This is a genomic window from Vibrio diazotrophicus (assembly GCF_038452265.1).
In the GTDB taxonomy this organism is placed as follows: domain Bacteria; phylum Pseudomonadota; class Gammaproteobacteria; order Enterobacterales; family Vibrionaceae; genus Vibrio; species Vibrio diazotrophicus.
In genome coordinates, this window is sequence record NZ_CP151842.1 from 435,720 (window position 1) to 454,458 (window position 18,739).

Annotated in this window: 16 protein-coding genes; 14 read left to right on the forward strand and 2 right to left on the reverse strand. The window is 45.1% G+C overall.

Translation table 11 applies throughout. The features are described from left to right. Positions 1-34: 34 nt before the first annotated feature. Positions 35-295 carry a succinate dehydrogenase assembly factor 2 gene (locus AAGA51_RS02090; protein WP_042484651.1) on the forward strand — a complete coding sequence of 87 codons (261 nt, stop codon included), beginning with the start codon at positions 35-37 and terminating at the stop codon, positions 293-295. A gap of 412 nt (positions 296-707) precedes the next feature. Here AAGA51_RS02090 and nadB read toward each other — a convergent pair whose 3' ends face one another. Next, on the reverse strand, positions 708-2,321 hold the full coding sequence (gene nadB, locus AAGA51_RS02095) for an L-aspartate oxidase (RefSeq protein ID WP_042484648.1): 1,614 nt from the start codon (positions 2,319-2,321) through the stop codon (positions 708-710). 425 nt (positions 2,322-2,746) lie between these two features. Between nadB and rpoE the strand changes: the two genes are divergently transcribed. The 11 genes from rpoE to acpS all read left to right on the forward strand — a co-directional run bounded on the left by rpoE (position 2,747) and on the right by acpS (position 11,946). After that, entirely contained in the window at positions 2,747-3,319 is a 573-nt protein-coding gene (rpoE, locus tag AAGA51_RS02100) for an RNA polymerase sigma factor RpoE (protein WP_042484645.1), read from the forward strand. A 48-nt stretch (positions 3,320-3,367) separates the two neighbouring features. Then, positions 3,368-3,985 carry an RseA family anti-sigma factor gene (locus AAGA51_RS02105; protein WP_042484641.1) on the forward strand — a complete coding sequence of 206 codons (618 nt, stop codon included), beginning with the start codon at positions 3,368-3,370 and terminating at the stop codon, positions 3,983-3,985. Continuing rightward, the gene (rseB, locus tag AAGA51_RS02110; RefSeq protein WP_042484638.1) at positions 3,982-4,947 is read left to right on the forward strand and encodes a sigma-E factor regulatory protein RseB; all 966 of its coding nucleotides are present in this window, start codon (positions 3,982-3,984) and stop codon (positions 4,945-4,947) included. Before AAGA51_RS02105 ends, rseB begins: the two co-directional genes overlap by 4 nt. Further along, positions 4,944-5,414, forward strand: a complete 471-nt coding sequence (locus tag AAGA51_RS02115; protein ID WP_042484635.1) for a SoxR reducing system RseC family protein — start codon at positions 4,944-4,946, stop codon at positions 5,412-5,414. The genes rseB and AAGA51_RS02115 overlap by 4 nt, the downstream gene beginning before the upstream one ends. Before the next feature lie 114 nt (positions 5,415-5,528). Continuing rightward, the gene (gene lepA / locus AAGA51_RS02120) at positions 5,529-7,322 is read left to right on the forward strand and encodes a translation elongation factor 4 (protein WP_042484632.1); all 1,794 of its coding nucleotides are present in this window, start codon (positions 5,529-5,531) and stop codon (positions 7,320-7,322) included. A gap of 95 nt (positions 7,323-7,417) precedes the next feature. After that, positions 7,418-8,317, forward strand: coding sequence for a signal peptidase I (gene lepB / locus AAGA51_RS02125; protein ID WP_042484629.1), 900 nt, complete (start codon positions 7,418-7,420; stop codon positions 8,315-8,317). Between the two features lie 36 nt (positions 8,318-8,353). Continuing rightward, positions 8,354-9,031 carry a ribonuclease III gene (gene rnc / locus AAGA51_RS02130; protein WP_042484626.1) on the forward strand — a complete coding sequence of 226 codons (678 nt, stop codon included), beginning with the start codon at positions 8,354-8,356 and terminating at the stop codon, positions 9,029-9,031. Further along, on the forward strand, positions 9,024-10,001 hold the full coding sequence (gene era, locus AAGA51_RS02135; protein ID WP_042484624.1) for a GTPase Era: 978 nt from the start codon (positions 9,024-9,026) through the stop codon (positions 9,999-10,001). The genes rnc and era overlap by 8 nt, the downstream gene beginning before the upstream one ends. Positions 10,002-10,082: 81 nt before the next feature. Beyond that, positions 10,083-10,814: a DNA repair protein RecO gene (recO, locus tag AAGA51_RS02140; protein ID WP_042484621.1), complete on the forward strand. Its 732-nt coding sequence runs from the start codon at positions 10,083-10,085 to the stop codon at positions 10,812-10,814. Between the two features lie 17 nt (positions 10,815-10,831). Further along, the gene (gene pdxJ / locus AAGA51_RS02145) at positions 10,832-11,563 is read left to right on the forward strand and encodes a pyridoxine 5'-phosphate synthase (RefSeq protein WP_042484619.1); all 732 of its coding nucleotides are present in this window, start codon (positions 10,832-10,834) and stop codon (positions 11,561-11,563) included. A gap of 5 nt (positions 11,564-11,568) precedes the next feature. Further along, a complete protein-coding gene (gene acpS / locus AAGA51_RS02150; protein ID WP_042484615.1) occupies positions 11,569-11,946 on the forward strand; it encodes a holo-ACP synthase in 378 nt (125 codons plus the stop codon). An 83-nt stretch (positions 11,947-12,029) separates the two neighbouring features. Here the strand turns inward: acpS and barA are convergent, their stop codons facing one another. Further along, positions 12,030-14,816: a two-component sensor histidine kinase BarA gene (barA, locus tag AAGA51_RS02155; RefSeq protein ID WP_042484613.1), complete on the reverse strand. Its 2,787-nt coding sequence runs from the start codon at positions 14,814-14,816 to the stop codon at positions 12,030-12,032. A 162-nt stretch (positions 14,817-14,978) separates the two neighbouring features. On the opposite strand from barA, the gene rlmD reads away from it, so the two are divergent. Both rlmD and relA read left to right on the forward strand, forming a co-directional pair. Next, positions 14,979-16,298: a 23S rRNA (uracil(1939)-C(5))-methyltransferase RlmD gene (gene rlmD, locus AAGA51_RS02160; RefSeq protein ID WP_042484611.1), complete on the forward strand. Its 1,320-nt coding sequence runs from the start codon at positions 14,979-14,981 to the stop codon at positions 16,296-16,298. 116 nt (positions 16,299-16,414) lie between these two features. Continuing rightward, on the forward strand, positions 16,415-18,637 hold the full coding sequence (gene relA / locus AAGA51_RS02165) for a GTP diphosphokinase (protein ID WP_042484608.1): 2,223 nt from the start codon (positions 16,415-16,417) through the stop codon (positions 18,635-18,637). Positions 18,638-18,739 lie beyond the last annotated feature (102 nt).

The window sequence follows — 18,739 nt, forward strand, 5'->3', positions numbered from 1 at the left end:
GTTAGCCCAAATAACTATAAAGTGAGAAAGGTAGATGTATAACGCTGAAGAAAAAGCTCGAATTAAATGGGCATGTCGTCGTGGTATGTTGGAACTGGACGTCGTTATTATGCCATTTTTTGAAGAGTGCTTTGACTCCTTAACTGAATCCGAGCAGAAGGATTTTGTCTCTTTGTTGGAATGTGATGACCCAGATTTGTTTACTTGGATTATGGGACATGGTCGCTCTGAAAACTTAGGGCACGCAGCTATCGTTGATCAAATTGTCGCTCATAACCTCAGCAAAGTCCGTTAAGCTAGAACTCTGCTATTCCTATACTGCCCAAGTATTCGCTGCCATTTTTTTCATGGTGTTGATATGGGCAGTCATTGTTTCTGCCATTCCTCTTACTGCCTCTGCGTGGTTATTATCTCTTTTCATATTGCGCCCGTTGAGTACTTTTCTGCCGGATTCTTTACACGGTTCTGTTGAGATTGGTTTTGATGGCTATTTAAAAATGAATAATCAAAAACAGTCTTTCCTGTCAGTCAGCGATCTTCATTCTTTTGCTTTCTTATCTTTTCACGCCAGAGGAAAACATTGGTTGCTGTGGAGAGACAGTTGCGAGGAAGTGACTTACCGTCAGTTATTGGTGAGATTGAAAAGAAAACAGGAGCCTTAGCTCCTGTTTTCTTTTTTAGACATGATGCTTTTGCTTAAAGAAGGGTTACTCTTTTGGCGAAAGAATTGTCGGGCCACTATTTTCTAACTGGTCTGGGTAATCCAAGGTGTAATGCAATCCGCGACTTTCTTTACGTTGCATTGCGCAGCGCACCATCAGTTCAGCCACCTGCAATAGGTTACGCAGTTCAAGCAAGTTGTTGGAAACTCGGAAATTGCTGTAGTATTCCTGCGTTTCTTGTTGTAGCAACTGGATGCGGCGTAGTGCTCGCTCTAAACGTTTATCTGTGCGCACAATACCCATGTAATCCCACATAAACAGACGCAGTTCGTGCCAGTTATGCTGGATCACAACTTCCTCGTCAGAGCTGGTTACTTGGCTCTCATCCCAAACAGGAACCGATGGTGGCATGTCGATATTCTTAATGTTTTTAACAATATCTTTCGCCGCAGACCAAGCATAAACCACACATTCCAACAGTGAGTTTGAAGCCATGCGGTTTGCACCATGCAGACCGGTATAGCTAACTTCACCAATTGCATAGAGGTGTTTGAGGTCAGTTTGACCTTGTTGGTTTACCATGACACCACCACAGGTGTAGTGCGCAGCCGGGACAATTGGAATTGGCTCTTTGGTGATATCAATACCCAAATCCATCAGACGGCGATAAATAGTCGGGAAGTGTTTTTCAATAAAATCCGAAGGCTTATGGCTGATGTCGAGATACATACAGTCTGCACCCAAGCGTTTCATTTCAAAGTCGATAGCTCGAGCCACCACATCACGTGGTGCCAGCTCTGCACGCTCATCAAAATCAAGCATAAAGCGAGAACCATCGGGACGACGCAGGTAAGCTCCTTCGCCACGAAGTGCTTCAGTTAAAAGGAAGTTGCGAGCCTCAGGATGGTACAAACAAGTAGGGTGGAACTGGTTAAATTCTAAGTTCGCCACGCGGCAGCCTGCACGCCAAGCGATAGCAACACCATCACCGGAGGAAACATCAGGATTTGAGGTATATTGATAAACTTTCGAAGAACCACCAGTTGCAAGAACCACGTATTTAGCACGAATGCTTTCAACGTGCTCTTCATTACGGTTCCAAACATACGCACCAATGACTTTATTTTTATCGCCACCGACTTTGTCTTCGGTAATCAGATCTAACGCGTTGTAGCGTTCAAAAATAGAGATGTTTGGATGTTGGTGTGCATTGTCCTGCAATGAAGTTTGCATTGCCATACCGGTTGCATCAGCAGCATGAAGGATTCGACGGTGGCTATGGCCGCCTTCACGGGTTAAGTGATAACGAGGGTTGTCATCGTCGTCATCACAGTCTTCTTCTTTATCGAATGGTACACCACCGTCGATCAGCCACTGCACACACTCTTTTGCATGTTCAGCGATAAAGCGAACGGTCTTTTCTTCACAGATACCATCGCCAGCGATGAGCGTATCCTGAACATGAGAATCAATACTGTCAGATTCATCAAATACAGCGGCAATGCCACCTTGAGCGTAGAAAGTTGCACCTTCACTACGAGGTCCTTTACTCAGTACGATGACTTTGCAATGTTTTGCGATACGCAAAGCTAACGACAAGCCTGCTGCACCGCTCCCTATCACTAATACATCACATTGATGCTCTCGGTTTTCGTTCATAAAACTTTTAAATTCCCGAACTATAGTAGAATCGTCCTACTCTATATTGAAATTTTTCACTTGCTGATTTGATGAGCCTGATTGAAAAAGAGCGTCATACCAATGACTAAACTATAAGATGAATCAAGCAATTAGGAAACCGAGCTACGTGAGTCCCGCATTTATAATGTGTTTAAAAAATAATAGTTTTTAAAAGCTATTGTTTTTATAGATTTGTATCCGCAAAATCGTTTCGGGGTTACAAACCTCGATTACATCACATTGTGCATTATGTTTGGCAATTAAATTAACACATAATTGAACTTTATCTTTTTTACTGAGTCACAATAGTGCTCATGTAAACAGTGGTGTCAATACTACATTCTGGATAATTAAAGCCCATATCTGAGAAGGTAAGGGAGATAACAATAGGAGTAACCGCTCGAATGAACGAGCAGCTAACCGATCAAGTATTGATTGAGCGAGTTCAGAATGGAGATAAGCAAGCATTTAATCTTTTAGTTTTGAAATATCAAAATAAAGTCTGCAATCTTATTTCTAGGTACGTGAGCAATTCAGGAGATGTTGCTGATGTAGCACAAGAGGCTTTTATTAAGGCTTATCGCGCTATACCAACCTTTAGAGGTGAAAGTGCGTTCTACACTTGGCTATATCGTATTGCTGTCAATACCGCGAAAAATCACATCGTAGCCCAAGGGCGTAGGCCTCCAGCCACCGATGTTGATGCTGAAGAAGCTGAATTTTACGAAACAAACAATGCGTTAAAAGAAATATCGAACCCTGAGAACATTACGCTGTCGAAAGAACTGAAGAAGGCAGTGTTTAGTGCGATAGACGCGTTGCCTGAGGATTTAAAAACAGCAATGACTTTACGAGAGCTGGAAGGCTTAAGTTATGAAGACATTGCTGAAATTATGGATTGCCCTGTTGGTACGGTACGTTCTCGTATATTCCGTGCTCGTGAGGCGGTAGAAAAGAGAATCAAATCTCTTTTGTAGCGTTGGAACCAGTAAGACCCCAGTAATTGGAAAATAATGGTGAAAATAATGGCGGACAAACAACAACTTTCAGCTCTCATGGATGGAGAGATGGTCGACAAGTTGCTAATTCAAGAATTAGCCAACGATCGTGAAAGTATCGAAACGTGGAAGAATTACCACTTGATTGGTGATGTAATGCGTGGCGATGCACCCGAAAGACCTGAATGGAATATCGCTGAAAGTGTGGCATTAGCGTTGGAAAATGAACCAGCTCATACCCCATACAATACCAATGTTACCGATTTAGATAGTATGCGAGTGTCAGAGGAACAACCTGCACCGCATAAAGCGCGCCGACAACTACCAAAATGGTTATCGCCGTTTGGTCAGGTGGCGGTTGCTGCTTGTGTGTCTTTGATTGCTATCATCGGTGTTCAACAATATGGTGCAAGTGGTTCTTCAGCTGCGGATCAACCTTTTCCCGTACTGCAAACAGTTCCTTTATCTGGCAGTGTAGAACCTGTGAGTCTGACTCGTGAGTCAGTAAGACCAAGTATAGAATCAAATGCTCAGGAGCAGCGTCGTCGTGTTAACGCTATGCTTCAGGATTATGAACTGCAACTGAGATTAAACAGTGAGGGCTTGGGACAACACCAAGACTCAATCGAACCGGTAACTGAATGAAAAAATTTCTGATCAGTGTGTTGGCGCTGTTCAGTTTGAGCTCTACTTCAGCCTTTGCAGAGGACGAATCTGCAGAGGCTTTATTGCATCAAATGAACGAGGCCAGTCAACATCTCAATTATGAACTGTCTTATATCCTGATTAAGAAAAACAGTATTGAACCTTTGCTGTATCGTCATGCTCGACATGAGCAGAAGGAATACGCTCATCTTGTTTATTTGAGCGGCCCTATGCGTGAAGTTTTTCAGCGTGATAATGAAGTGAGCTACATTGAACCTGGAGTAGAACCTTTCACTATCGAATCTGGTAACATGGTTGCTCCAACCATACCAATGCTCAATAGCAATGTTACTGAGCTTAGCCAGTTTTACGACTTCGTTAAAATGGGACGAGCGCGTGAAGCGGGAACCCCTTGCCAAGTGGTGCGCATTGTTCCTAAAGACGGTTTAAGATATTCCTACATGCTTTGGGTGGACGAGAAAACACACCTGCCGTTGCGGGCTGATCTTGTTGATCGTTACGGTGAAGTATTAGAGCAATATCGATCGATCTCTTACTCAGTCAGTGACAAACTGGCAGAGTTGATGGCAGGTTTTGATAATGTTCAACTGCCGGAAGTGCTATCCTTACCTAAAAGTAAGGTAAACGAGACATTCTGGTCGGTAGGGTGGAAGCCGGATGGCTTCAAATCTGTCAATCTCAATCGCTACCGAATGATCAATACTGAAAGAGTGGTCGAGAATCAGATGTTCTCAGACGGTTTATTCAGTTTCTCTGTCTATGTTTCTTCTAGTGATGAACACTCACTGCAAGGACAGTTGGTAAGGCAGGGGCGTCGTACTTTACAAACGTTTATTAAGGGTGATCGTGAGGTTTCTGTTGTGGGTGATATTCCACCAGAGACGGCTAAACGTATTGCTCAATCGGTTGTATTTGATAATTCCAAGGCTACACCACAATGATGACAGCACTTGCCACAGTGATGGCTGTACAAACAAAAGAACAAGGTTTTCATGTTGAGCTAAGTTGCGAACAGAAAACCAGTTGCAGCAGCTGCTCATCGGCGAAAAGCTGTGGTACAGGCATTGTGTCTAAAGCAATTGGTGGTAAGTCATTACGCTGGCATTTAGATACGGATAAGAGCGTATCTCAAGGTCAGGTGGTTGAAATTGGTTTTCCAGAAAAAAGCCTGTTGCAGTCCGCTGCGTTGGTTTATTTAGTCCCTCTATTAATGATGATCCTTGGTGCCTGGCTTGCTGACAGCTGGCTTGCCCCCATGCTCGGTATGGGAGAAGGGATCATCATTTTAACTTCACTTGTCTTTATCGGTTTAGGTATACGCCTTGCTAAAACTTGGTCTGGCTCGCTGGAAAAGCGTACAGAGCAAGAAGTTGTTCTGCTAAGAGTGCTTGGAGAGCCAATTGCCTAAATTATGATGCGATCCCAAAGGAAATTGGGTAGAATCGCCCAACTTGAATGAAAGGGCACTTCAAATCGCCTTTCATATGTCCTAATTTGCAAAGAGTTTAGTCATCCCAAACCTATGAAGCACATTCGTAACTTTTCGATTATCGCCCACATTGACCATGGTAAATCGACTTTATCTGACCGTTTAATCCAAGTATGTGGTGGATTAAGTGATCGTGAAATGGCAGAACAAGTTCTTGATTCTATGGATCTAGAACGTGAGCGTGGTATCACCATCAAAGCACAGAGTGTGACACTCGATTACAAAGCAAATGATGGCGAAACATACCAACTTAACTTCATCGACACACCTGGACACGTTGACTTCTCCTACGAAGTATCTCGCTCTCTAGCCGCGTGTGAAGGTGCATTACTTGTTGTTGATGCTGGCCAGGGCGTAGAAGCACAAACCCTAGCTAACTGTTATACGGCTATCGAAATGGATCTGGAAGTAGTGCCAATCTTAAACAAGATTGACCTACCAGCAGCAGAGCCTGAACGTGTAGCCGAAGAAATTGAAGATATTGTCGGTATCGATGCTATCGAAGCGGTACGCTGTTCAGCGAAAACTGGTCTTGGTGTTGACCTTGTTCTTGAAGAAATCGTTGCAAAAATTCCAGCGCCAGTCGGTGATCCAGACGCGCCACTGCAGGCTCTGATTATTGACTCATGGTTTGATAACTACTTAGGTGTTGTATCCCTAGTACGTATCAAACACGGCAGTTTGAAGAAGAACGAAAAGATCAAAGTCATGAGTACTGGTCAGGTTTGGAACATTGACCGTTTAGGCATTTTTACACCTAAGCAGATTGATACGACCGAACTAAACACTGGCGAAGTGGGTTGGGTTGTTTGTGGTATTAAAGACATCCTAGGTGCGCCTGTTGGTGATACGCTGACTTGGGCTAAAAACGGCAGTGAAAAACCGCTACCGGGCTTTAAGAAAGTGAAGCCTCAGGTTTATGCGGGTCTCTTCCCTGTATCATCAGATGACTATGAAAACTTCCGTGATGCGCTAGGTAAACTTAGCCTGAACGATGCGTCTCTGTTCTATGAGCCAGAAACTTCAGCAGCACTAGGTTTTGGTTTCCGTTGTGGCTTCTTAGGTATGCTACATATGGAGATCATTCAAGAGCGTCTAGAGCGCGAATATGATCTCGACTTGATCACCACCGCACCGACGGTAGTGTATGAAGTGGAAATGACCAACAAACAAGTCATGTATGTTGATAGCCCAGCGAAGCTACCAGCGATCAACGACATCGAAGAGATTCGTGAACCAATCGCGCGTTGTAATATCTTAGTACCGTCGGAATACCTAGGTAACGTTATTACCTTATGTATCGAAAAACGCGGTATGCAGGTGGACATGGTTTACCACGGTAACCAAGTGGCACTGACTTACGATATTCCAATGGCAGAAGTGGTACTGGACTTCTTTGACCGATTGAAATCAACGTCTCGTGGTTATGCGTCACTGGATTACGGTTTCCAACGTTTCGAAGCGTCGAAGATGGTTCGTGTAGACGTACTATTGAACGGTGACAAAGTGGATGCATTGGCCATCATTACTCACCATGAAAACGCTCAGACTCGTGGCCGTCAGCTAGTTGAGAAAATGAAAGAGTTCATTCCTCGCCAAATGTTTGATATTGCGATTCAGGCTGCTATCGGTAACCACATCATCGCGCGCTCAACAGTGAAACAGCTACGTAAGAACGTAATCGCTAAATGTTACGGCGGTGACGTGAGTCGTAAGAAGAAACTATTGAAGAAACAGAAAGAAGGTAAGAAACGTATGAAGCAAATCGGTAACGTTGAGCTTCCACAAGAGGCGTTCCTTGCAATTCTTCACGTAGGTAAAGACTAATCGTTTTGTCTTATCTGCCGATTTGTTACATGTAAACTCGCAAGTGAAAGAGTCTCGGCTCTTTCACTTTCGTATTTTTTAGATAAGGGAAGTCAATGGCTAATACATTCTCACTCATCTTAGTTCTTGTAACCTTGGTTACCGGAATTGTGTGGGCGTTGGAAAAATGGGTTTGGGCGAAGAAGCGCCATGAAAACGTGGCACGTCAGTTAAAAGCCGAACCCGACAGTATTGATACCAGTTTGACGACCAAAGTCGCACCACAGCCGTGGTGGATTGAGAATTCCGTTTCAATTTTCCCAGTGATCGCATTCGTGTTAGTTCTGCGTTCGTTTGTATTTGAACCGTTCCAAATTCCATCAGGCTCTATGATGCCAACGCTGTTGGTAGGCGATTTCATTCTTGTTGAAAAATACGCATACGGTTTGAAAGATCCAGTATGGCGCACACAGTTAGTGGAAACGGGCAAGCCTGAGCGCGGTGACATTGTGGTGTTCAAGTTCCCGCAAAACCCAAGCATTGATTATATTAAGCGTGTGGTTGGTATGCCGGGTGATATTGTGCGTTATAGCCGTGATAAACAGATTTGTGTGCAAAGTGCTGGTGAAGCAACTTGTAAACCTATCAAGTTATCAAACGTGCAGGAAAGTGAGTTCACTCAGAACAACATTCCAATGATGCAACTTGATGAACAGCTAGGCGAAGTAAAGCACAATATTTTGATCAACCCTCTACGTATTGATGATGTACGTAGTTATGCGCCACGTAGTGGTGTGAATGAATGGGTTGTTCCACAAGGGCACTATTTTGTGATGGGTGATAACCGTGACAACAGTGCTGACAGCCGTTTTTGGGGCTTTGTTCCAGAAGCCAACTTAGTGGGTAAAGCTGTTGCTATCTGGGTGAGCTTTGAGTTTGACCGAGATCCTAATAGTGTAATTCCTGCTTGGATTCCAACTGGTGTGCGCTTAAGCCGCATCGGTGGCATTAACTAGGGCTGATTTTTCAGCCCCGCAACACATCGAGAGAGTATGACTTCTCCAGTAAGTAGATTAGAAAAAAAGCTCACGTATCAGTTTAAAGATCCTGAGCTTCTTGATTTGGCACTGACTCACCGCAGTGCCAATGGTAAACACAATGAACGTCTTGAATTTCTGGGCGATTCAATTTTAAGTTTTGTCATTGCTGACGACTTGTATCATCGCTTCCCTAAGATCAACGAGGGCGATATGAGTCGTATGCGTGCTACGTTAGTTCGTGGTCACACACTGGCTGAACTAGGTCGTGAATTCGAGCTAGGAGATTACTTAAAATTAGGTCCAGGCGAGTTGAAAAGCGGTGGTTTCCGCCGTGATTCGATCCTAGCTGATGCAGTGGAGGCCATTATAGGTGCTATTTATTTAGATAGTGGTACTGAAGCGGTTCGCGGTATTATTTTAAGCTGGTATCAAACTCGCCTTGATGCGATCAAGCCTGGTGTGTCACAGAAAGATCCCAAAACTCGCCTGCAAGAATTTTTGCAAGGCAGAAGAAAGCCTCTACCTGTTTACACAGTGACTAATATTAAAGGTGAAGCACACAATCAGGAATTCACTGTATCGTGTGATGTAGCAGGTATTGGAATGCCTGTGATTGGTAAAGGTACCAGCCGCCGCAAGGCAGAACAAGCGGCTGCTGAGACTGCACTAGAGCAATTAAGCAATGGCTGATAAAGAATTTGATATTGATGCATTCTTTGCATCAGAAGGTGACGACGCCAAAGTTGAAGCGTCAATACCAGAAAACCAGCACTGTGGTTTTGTTGCGATCGTAGGTCGCCCGAACGTGGGCAAATCTACGTTACTGAACAATATCCTCGGTCAGAAGATTTCGATTACTTCGCGCAAGCCGCAAACTACTCGCCACCGTATTATGGGTGTCGACACAGAAGGTGATTATCAGGCAATTTATGTTGATACACCGGGGTTACATATTGAAGAGAAGCGTGCGATCAACCGTTTGATGAACCGTGCGGCGAACAGCTCTCTGAGTGATGTTAACCTAGTTCTGTTCCTCGTTGACGGTACGCATTGGACTGAAGACGATGAAATGGTTCTGACGAAGCTTCAAAAAGCGAATTTTCCTGTGATTCTTTGTGTAAACAAAGTCGACAACGTGAAAGATCGCAACGACGTGATGCTGCACATGCAGGCGATGTCTGAACGCATGAACTTTGTTGATGTGGTGCCAATTTCTGCGAAACTAGGTAAAAACGTTGATGTACTGCGTAAGCATGTACGTGAGCATTTACCAAAAGCGGTTCACCATTTTCCTGAAGAGTATGTGACAGACCGTTCGCAACGCTTTATGGCTTCGGAAATCATCCGTGAAAAGTTGATGCGTTTTACTGGTGAAGAACTGCCTTATTCGGTAACGGTTGAAATTGAGCGTTTCGACTACAACCCTGATACCGATGGTTTCCATATTAACGCCTTGATTCTGGTTGAACGTATTGGTCAGAAGAAAATGGTGATTGGTAAGAACGGCGAAAAGATCAAAACCATTGGTCGTGAAGCTCGTTTGGACATGGAAGAACTGTTTGGCCGCAAAGTTTACCTAGAAACTTGGGTCAAAGTGAAATCAGGTTGGGCTGATGATGAACGAGCTCTTCGTTCATTAGGCTATATCGACGACCTATAATCCTGTAATCTGGCTCCATGTATTGGGGCCAGTTTACTATTTCCCCCTTGGTATATATTTCCGCTTACGGATTTCCACACTATGTCTGACGGTTTACAGCGCTGCTTTGTATTACACCGCCGCCCATACAGCGAGACGAGCTTAATTTTGGACGTATTCAGCGAAGAATATGGCCGTTTAAGCATTATGGCAAAAGGGGCGAGAAGTAAGCGATCTACAACCAAAGGCGCATTGCAGGCATTCACGCCACTACTATTAAAGTGGTCGGGTAATGGCTCAATGAAAACCTTACGTCAGGCAGAAGCCATCAGCCTTGGATTACCTTTAACTGGTATATGTTTGTATTCAGCCATGTACGTGAATGAACTTATTGGCCGAGTCTTGATGCCTGAAGTTCCTTCTCCCGGATTATTCCATGACTATCTTACCGCGCTGACCGAACTCGCGCAGAGTGATAACCCTGAGCCAGCATTGCGCCGTTTTGAGCTGGCTTTGCTGTCAGCCATGGGCTACGGCGTTGATTTTATGCATTGTGCGGGAACCGGAGAACCGGTTGACCCCAATATGACTTATCGATATCGAGAGCAGAAAGGGTTTATTGCATCGGTGAGGCGCGATAATCTAACATTTCTCGGTAACGAATTAATCGCGATCAGTGAGCGGCGCTTTAGCACGAAAGAGCAACTTCAGGCGGCAAAACGCTTTACACGTATCGCTTTAAAGCCGTATCTTGGCGGCAAACCATTAAAAAGCAGAGAGTTGTTTAGACAAGCAACTCCCCTAAAATTAAATTCAAGAGGGACTCTCTCTTGAGCACGGAGTGTAGGAAAATGAGCTCAATTTATTTAGGCGTTAATATTGACCATATCGCGACAGTGCGTAATGCACGTGGTACTCAATACCCAGATCCAGTTCATGCAGCGGAAATTGCTGAGCGTGCGGGTGCTGACGGTATTACGATTCACCTTCGCGAAGACCGTCGTCATATCAAAGATCGCGATGTGCGTATTCTGAAAGAAACCATCCAGACTCGCATGAATCTGGAAATGGCGGTAACAGATGAGATGGTTGAAATTGCTTTAGAAACAGCGCCTGAGTTTGTTTGTCTTGTTCCTGAAAAACGTGAAGAGCTAACCACTGAAGGTGGCTTGGATGTGATTGGTCAGTTTGAAAAAGTAAAAGCGGCAACGCAAAAACTGACAGAAGCAGGCATCAAAGTGTCTCTGTTTATTGATGCTGACCGTGAGCAGATCGATGCGGCTAAGAAATGTGGTGCACCGTTTATCGAGCTTCACACTGGTCATTATGCTGATGCGAAAACTGAAGCGGATCAACAAGACGAACTGAAAAAGATTGCTGCGGCAGCAAGCTACGCGGCTGACCAGGGCATCACAGTCAACGCAGGTCATGGTCTGACTTACCACAACGTTGCTGCCATTGCTGAAATTCCAGAAATTTATGAATTGAACATCGGTCACGCAATCATTGGTCGTGCCTTGTTTGATGGCTTACCAAAAGCGGTAGCAGACATGAAAGCCATCATGCTGGACGCGCGTCGCTAATTGGTATGATTGTTGGATTAGGAACAGACATAGCGGAGATTGAGCGCATAGAAAAGGCGTTCAATCGCAGTGGTGAAGCTTTTGCGCAGCGAATTCTGACTGAAAGTGAGCTGGAAGTGTTTACTAACCTAAAGCAGAAAGGACGTTATTTGGCTAAGCGTTTTGCGGCTAAGGAAGCGGCTTCAAAAGCATTAGGAACAGGTATCGCTCATGGTGTGAGTTTTCAGGATTTTGAAATCAGCAATGATGAGAATGGTAAACCGGTTCTTACGCTATCTGGAAAAGCGCAGCAAATTGCTCAAGCCTCTTCGGTGCGTTCTGTACACCTTACTATTTCAGATGAACGTCACTACGCAGTAGCAACGGTGATTCTCGAATCTTAATCCGTATAAGAGTTTTCAAATTCAATAAAAAGAGGTGCTTTAAGCACCTCTTTTTTACACGCTAAATAAAGCCGTTATAGCGTTTAAACCAAGTATGGGTCAGCGCTTGCTACCACTTTCTCCATTTCATCCTGAAGCTCAAATAGTTCTGGCTCGACATCTTGCACTCGGGCTCCTGAACGCAGGGTGTGCTCTAAGGTCTCACAAACTTTCTTCAGACGAGGTACGCCACTGTATGAGCAGCTACCGTGGAGCTTGTGAATATGATGCAGTAAATCTGTGGCAGGGTATTCATCATCGTTGAGAGCTATCTCAATCACTTGATTGATCTCTTTGAAAGAGGCGAGCAACATCTTGAGCATGTCTTTAGCCAAATCTTCCTTGTTTGCCGCCTGCCTTAATGCTAGCGACCAGTCGATAGCAACCGTCGCATTTACTGGTGTTGGTTTTTCAACTTGAATCTCTTCCAGTTCAATCGGTTCTTGAGGTTCAAGCGTGATGGTTTCATCCGTTTCTGGTTTCGGACTCCAGTGCAGTAACACTTGCTGCAAGATATGCTCTTCAATCGGTTTAGTGAGGTAATCATCCATACCAGCTTTCAGTAATCTCTCACGCTCTCCGACCATAGCATGTGCAGTCACGGCTATAATCGGTGTATTGGTGTTGAGCTTAAGTTTCTTGATTTCGTGGCAAGCAGTGACACCATCCATCTTCGGCATCTGAATATCCATCAGGATGATGTCGAAGTGGCACTCTTTTGCTCGAACAATCGCATCTTCGCCACTATTGCATGAGAACACCGTTTCCACACGTTCTTGCAGCAGTGCGGTGATCAGTTTTAGGTTGGCGGGGTTATCGTCAACGGCCATAACGGTGAGTGGCAATTTTTCAATATGAGGAATGACCTCAATCGCTTTTTCAGTTCGAGCTGGCTGATTGGCGATCAGAGTTTGTAGCAGTTTCTTACGTGACAATGGCTTGGTAATACATTGCACTGGATACTTCTGCATTAACAAATCCGCCAGAGCCAATTCGGTACTCGGCGTGCCTATAACTACGTTTGCTGCGATTGATAGCGCTTTCTCTACCCACTGCTCAACCAGTGATTGGTCCGTTTCCTTGCTTGGTGCAAGGTTCAACAGAACATAGTCGTACTGTTCAGATTCGGCTGGAATCGCTGAGCGATAAACCACATTCAATCCAGCTTGAACTAAAGTGTGCTGAACAATAGAGGCTGCTTGCATGTTTGGCTCAACAAGCAGCAGTTGTTTATTGCGCAGAGCTTGAGGATCAAGCCAGTCGTGCATCGGCAAATCCGTAGTCATCAAACGCAGGTTAAACCAGAAAGTAGAACCTTGGTGTAGTCGACTGGTTAAACTGATTTCACCGCCCATTTGGCTGACCAATTTTTGGGTAATAACCAGACCTAGACCTGTACCACCATAACGACGTGAAATGCTTGCGTCGGCTTGACTGAAAGCTTGGAAAAGCTGAGCTTGTTGACGCTCTGAAATACCGATACCGGTATCACGCACCATGAATTGCAACTCAACGAAGTCATCGCGTTGAGAACGCATTTCCACACTGATATCAATGTTGCCGCGCTCGGTGAATTTAATGGAGTTACCCACCAAGTTAGTGAGTACTTGCTGAATACGCAGCGGATCCCCCACCAAGCCTGCTGGAATTTTTGGATCCACTTTGAGCGTGATTTCCAGCCCTTTCTCGTGTGCACTTGCCGCCTGTAAGTTGACCACCTCTTCCAGCGAGTCTTGGAATTCAAATGGAATATTTTCCAGTGCCAGTTTACCTGCTTCGAGTTTCGAGAAGTCGAGAATATCGTTGATGATGGTCAGCAGGTTATTGGCTGATTTCTCGATGGTTTGCAGATAATCCGCTTGGCTGTTGGTCAGCTGAGTTTTCAACATCTGACGTGTAAAGCCGATTACACCGTTCAACGGGGTACGCAGCTCGTGTGACATGTTGGCGAGGAATTCAGACTTCACGCGTGCGGCTTCTTGCGCGCGTTTTTTCGCAATATCCAACTCAACGTTTTGAATTTCTAGCTGTTCCAGAGTTTCACGCAAGTCAGAGGTTGCTTGGTCGATACTGTGCTGCATCTCCACATGGTATTCCGACAGCGACACCGCCATGGCGTTGATACCTTTTTTCAGGTCATCCAACTCACCGTGCATTCGTCCTTCAATTCGCACATCCAAATGCCCGCGACGGATACGGTCAACCACGTTTTTCATATGAATAATTGGGCGGGTAACATCGTGCATCAAGCGGAATGCAAACACGCCAGACAACACCAGTCCAAGAATCAACACCAAACAGGCTGAGAAAATTTCCTGATACTGCTGTAAACGCAGTGAAGACAGGTCGAGCTCAATAGCGATATAGCCTAAAACCGGCGCAGACGATGTTTTTGCCGCGCTGTCACTGAACAGAGTTTCTGCCAGAATAGGGGTGCGCAAAATAAGCGTATTTTCATCGAGCTGAGAACTGCTGAGTACCGGAATCGGTTTATCTTTCGGATACATCAAAGATTCGAAGTTCGGATGGAAGTTCGACGTGACAAAGAGTTCGTGGTTGGCATCAAACACCGCAATACTGCGCACTATGGTCGAATTTTTACGATGTGCGTAGCTGATGATGCGTCTTACCGATTCACGGCTTTGGTTTTTTAACGATTCTTCACTGGCAATTGCCAATGGTTCGATAATACTTGCACCCGAGTTGAGCACTTGTGTCTCTAAATCGTGATATCGGTTGAATGAGAATAACGCACTCAAAAGTAACCCGATTATCAAGGTTGGAGCCAAAGTGAGTGTAATTACACGTGCGCGTAAGCCGTATCTGGTCATTATTGTCTAAACATCATGGTGTGGATATGGGAAAATAGCCAACTTTGCAGCTAGCCAACTACTCAAATTATGGTTAGCTTAATTCAAGAACCTTAGCTTCGACAATGCTCCCCAAGCAGAATAGTGACGCTGGGGCAAAAACTAATACATTAGGCACAGAACATGGCACGTTTCTTCCAACCGAAAAAGCGCAGCGCTTTAGAGACTAAACATCAAGCAGTGAGCGTTCAGAAGCTCGACCATTTAGGCGCAGGTATTGCCTATCTGGATAAGAAACCCGTCTTTATCGATGGCGCATTAGCGGATGAAGAAGTGCTAATTCAGCTGACGGAAAGTAAAAGTAAGTTTGCACGCGCAAAGCTGATTAAAGTGCTTAAGCCAAGCCAGCAGCGCACTGTACCTTTCTGTCCTCATTATGCTCAGTGCGGTGGTTGTGATTTGCAGCATCTGTCGCGTGACGCTCAGATTGAACATAAGCAGCAAACCCTGAGCCAGTTGATGACTAAATTCGCAGGCCAGGAACTTGCGCTTTCCGCTCCGGTTTCTGGTGTCGATAAAGGCTACCGTCGTCGTGCACGTATCAGCATTATGTGGGATAAGAAAAGCCAGCAACTTCAGTTCGGTTTTCGCCGTAAGCAGAGTAAAGAGATTGTCACCGTGACGGATTGCGCTGTGCTAGAACCCAGCTTAAATGCGTTGTTACCGGAACTGAAATCTCTGCTCAGTGTCTTTAAAAAGCCTGACCAGCTTGGTCACGTTGAACTGGTGAAAGGCGACAATACGTCGGTATTGGTGCTGCGTCATTTATCACCTTTAGCGGATAAAGATCTTGCTGCGCTAAAAGAATTCGCGCAGCAGCATCAGTTAACCCTTTATGTTATGCCGAATGCTAATCAATTGGATAAAGTGCTGGGTGAGCAGGCTTACTATCAAGAAGTGGACGTCACTATCCCGTTTCTGCCAAGCAACTTTATTCAGGTAAACCAGCAGGTTAACCAAGAAATGGTTGAACAGGCGCTTGAGTGGTTGGACGTTCAAAAAGACGATCGTGTGTTAGATTTGTTCTGCGGTTTAGGTAACTTCAGCCTGCCGTTAGCAAAGTTAGCCGATAAAGTTGTCGGAATTGAAGGTGTCGATGAAATGGTGGAGATTGCGAAAAGCAATGCTCTGCACAACAAGATTACGAATGTTGAATTTTATCAGGCAAATCTTGAACAAGAGTTCGCAGGGGAAATCTGGGCACAGCAGCAGTTTAATAAGGTTCTGCTTGATCCTGCACGTGCAGGCGCGGTAGGTATTGTTGACCAACTTGCCAGTTTAGGTGCTGAGCGAGTTGTGTATGTTTCGTGTAATCCTGCTACGCTTGCTCGTGATAGCCAAAGCTTACTTGAGCAGGGATATCAGCTGAAAAAACTCGGTATGTTGGATATGTTCCCACATACCAGCCATTTAGAATCAATGGCTCTATTTGTAAAAATATAGCTATTTGTAAACAGTAAAAGTAAAAAAGCAAAAGTGTAAAACTTGGTTAGGTAACGGACTTCCGTTGTCTAACCAGAGTAGAATAGCTCGCAAATTATAAGAATTAGGATAAAAAGATGGTCGCGGTACGTAGCGCACACTTAAACCCAGACGAACAGTTTGAGCTAGAAAAGTGGATTTCTAGTTTACGGCAAGACCCAAAAACAGCGGCAAAGCTTACAGAGGTGTATCACCAATGTGAGCAATTCTTGGTGGGCAATTCTAAAGGCCCGCTATTGTTGTGGCGTGGCCGCGAAATGATCGAAATTCTGATCACTTTATCGATGGACCGCCCAACGTTGGTGGCAGCGTTGTTGTTCCCAATTGCGACCAGTGGCTTAGTGGATCGCGAAGAAGTCGAAGAACATTACGGTAAAGAGATCATTAAATTAATTGCTGGCGTCGAAGAGATGGCAGCGATTGGTCAACTGAATATCACCATGCAAGGCAGTGAAGCGTCAGCACAAGTCGATAACGTACGTCGTATGTTGCTGGCGATGGTCGACGACTTCCGTTGCGTGGTTATCAAGCTTGCAGAGCGAATCTGCAACCTTCGTGAAGTGAAAGATCAACCGGACGAAGTTCGTCGTTCAGCGGCAAAAGAGTGTGCTAACATCTATGCACCACTGGCGAACCGATTAGGTATCGGTCAGCTGAAGTGGGAAATCGAAGACTACGCATTCCGCTACCAACAACCCGACACTTATAAACAGATCGCGAAACAGCTGTCTGAGCGTCGTATCGTTCGCGAACAGTACATCCGTGACTTTGTGGATAACTTAAGCGCGGAAATGAAAGCGGCGAATATCAATGCTGAAGTCAGCGGTCGTCCGAAGCACATTTACAGTATCTGGCGCAAAATGCAGAAGAAGAATCTGGCATTTGATGAGCTGTTTGATGTGCGCGCAGTGCGTATCATCGCGGATAAGCTGCAAGACTGTTATGCGGCGCTTGGTGTGGTTCATACCCAGTTTAAGCATTTGCCGAGCGAGTTTGATGATTATGTCGCAAACCCGAAACCGAACGGGTATCAGTCGATTCATACGGTGATTCTTGGCCCTGAAGGCAAAACCATTGAGATTCAGATCCGCACTAAGCAGATGCATGAAGAATCTGAACTTGGGGTTGCTGCGCACTGGAAATATAAAGAAGGCGCAAGCAGTGGCCGCAGTGGTTACGACGAGAAAATTACTTGGCTGCGTAAACTGATTGATTGGCAAGAAGAGATGTCTGACTCCGGCGAGATGTTGGATGAACTTCGCAGCCAAGTATTTGACGACCGCGTTTACGCCTTTACACCGCGTGGGGATGTTGTCGACCTGCCAATGGGAGCAACGCCACTGGATTTCGCATACCACATTCACTCTGAAGTGGGGCATCGCTGTATCGGTGCCAAAGTAGGTGGGCGTATTGTGCCATTCACCCACAAACTTCAAATGGGTGACCAAGTCGAAATTATCACAGCGAAAGAACCTAACCCGTCACGTGACTGGCTAAACCCTGCAACGGGCTTTGTTCATTCTGGCCGTGCTCGTGCGAAGATCAATGCTTGGTTCCGTAAACAGAGCCGTGAGAAAAACCTTGAAGCTGGACGCGAAATTCTAGAAACAGAGTTAGCTAAAATCGGTGCGACGCTCAAAGATGCGGAGCAATATGCTCTGAAACGTTTTAACGTTAACAGTGCTGACGAACTTTATGTCGGTGTTGGTAGTGGCGATTTACGTATTAACCAGATCGTTAACCACATCAATGCGCTAGTGAATAAGCCGACGGCGGAAGAAGAAGACAAACTGGTACTTGAGAAGCTCAAGGGAGATGAGTCGAAATCCGCAACTCTTCATCGTCCGCAAAAAGATGCCGTCGTGGTTGAAGGCGTCGATAACCTGATGACCCATCTAGCGCGTTGTTGTCAGCCGATTCCGGGTGATGAAATCAAAGGTTATATCACTCAAGGTCGGGGCATTTCGGTACACAGAAGCGACTGTGAGCAGTTGGAAGAACTGAGTCACCACGCACCAGAACGTATTATTGATACCGTTTGGGGGGCTGGATTTATGGGTTCTTACATCCTGACCTTACGAGTGGAAGCGATGGAGCGCGTGGGCTTGCTAAAAGATATTACTAGTCTGCTGGCGAACGAGAAGGTGAAAGTACTTACCATGAAGAGCCGTAGTGACTACAAACGTCAAATCGTGATCATGGATTTCGAGCTAGAGGTTAACAACATCGAAATTTTGGCTCGTGTGTCTAAGCGACTAGAACAAGTGAAAGACGTTATGCTCGTCAAACGCCTTGGCTAGCTCTAAATAACAGATTGAAATGAAAGGTAAGTGGTTCGCCACTTACCTTTTTCTTTTCTATCTCTAAACCACTGGTTTTTCTGGTGGATATTTATAAGGAAA

Excerpts from the sequence above, each read along its gene's own strand:
- AAGA51_RS02090 (WP_042484651.1), top strand. The coding sequence starts at position 35 with ATGTATAACGCTGAAGAAAAAGCTCGAATTAAATGGGCATGTCGTCGT.
- nadB (WP_042484648.1), bottom strand. The coding sequence starts at position 2,321 with ATGAACGAAAACCGAGAGCATCAATGTGATGTATTAGTGATAGGGAGC.
- rpoE (WP_042484645.1), top strand. The coding sequence starts at position 2,747 with ATGAACGAGCAGCTAACCGATCAAGTATTGATTGAGCGAGTTCAGAAT.
- AAGA51_RS02105 (WP_042484641.1), top strand. The coding sequence starts at position 3,368 with ATGGCGGACAAACAACAACTTTCAGCTCTCATGGATGGAGAGATGGTC.
- rseB (WP_042484638.1), top strand. The coding sequence starts at position 3,982 with ATGAAAAAATTTCTGATCAGTGTGTTGGCGCTGTTCAGTTTGAGCTCT.
- AAGA51_RS02115 (WP_042484635.1), top strand. The coding sequence starts at position 4,944 with ATGATGACAGCACTTGCCACAGTGATGGCTGTACAAACAAAAGAACAA.
- lepA (WP_042484632.1), top strand. The coding sequence starts at position 5,529 with ATGAAGCACATTCGTAACTTTTCGATTATCGCCCACATTGACCATGGT.
- lepB (WP_042484629.1), top strand. The coding sequence starts at position 7,418 with ATGGCTAATACATTCTCACTCATCTTAGTTCTTGTAACCTTGGTTACC.
- rnc (WP_042484626.1), top strand. The coding sequence starts at position 8,354 with ATGACTTCTCCAGTAAGTAGATTAGAAAAAAAGCTCACGTATCAGTTT.
- era (WP_042484624.1), top strand. The coding sequence starts at position 9,024 with ATGGCTGATAAAGAATTTGATATTGATGCATTCTTTGCATCAGAAGGT.
- recO (WP_042484621.1), top strand. The coding sequence starts at position 10,083 with ATGTCTGACGGTTTACAGCGCTGCTTTGTATTACACCGCCGCCCATAC.
- pdxJ (WP_042484619.1), top strand. The coding sequence starts at position 10,832 with ATGAGCTCAATTTATTTAGGCGTTAATATTGACCATATCGCGACAGTG.
- acpS (WP_042484615.1), top strand. The coding sequence starts at position 11,569 with ATGATTGTTGGATTAGGAACAGACATAGCGGAGATTGAGCGCATAGAA.
- barA (WP_042484613.1), bottom strand. The coding sequence starts at position 14,816 with ATGACCAGATACGGCTTACGCGCACGTGTAATTACACTCACTTTGGCT.
- rlmD (WP_042484611.1), top strand. The coding sequence starts at position 14,979 with ATGGCACGTTTCTTCCAACCGAAAAAGCGCAGCGCTTTAGAGACTAAA.
- relA (WP_042484608.1), top strand. The coding sequence starts at position 16,415 with ATGGTCGCGGTACGTAGCGCACACTTAAACCCAGACGAACAGTTTGAG.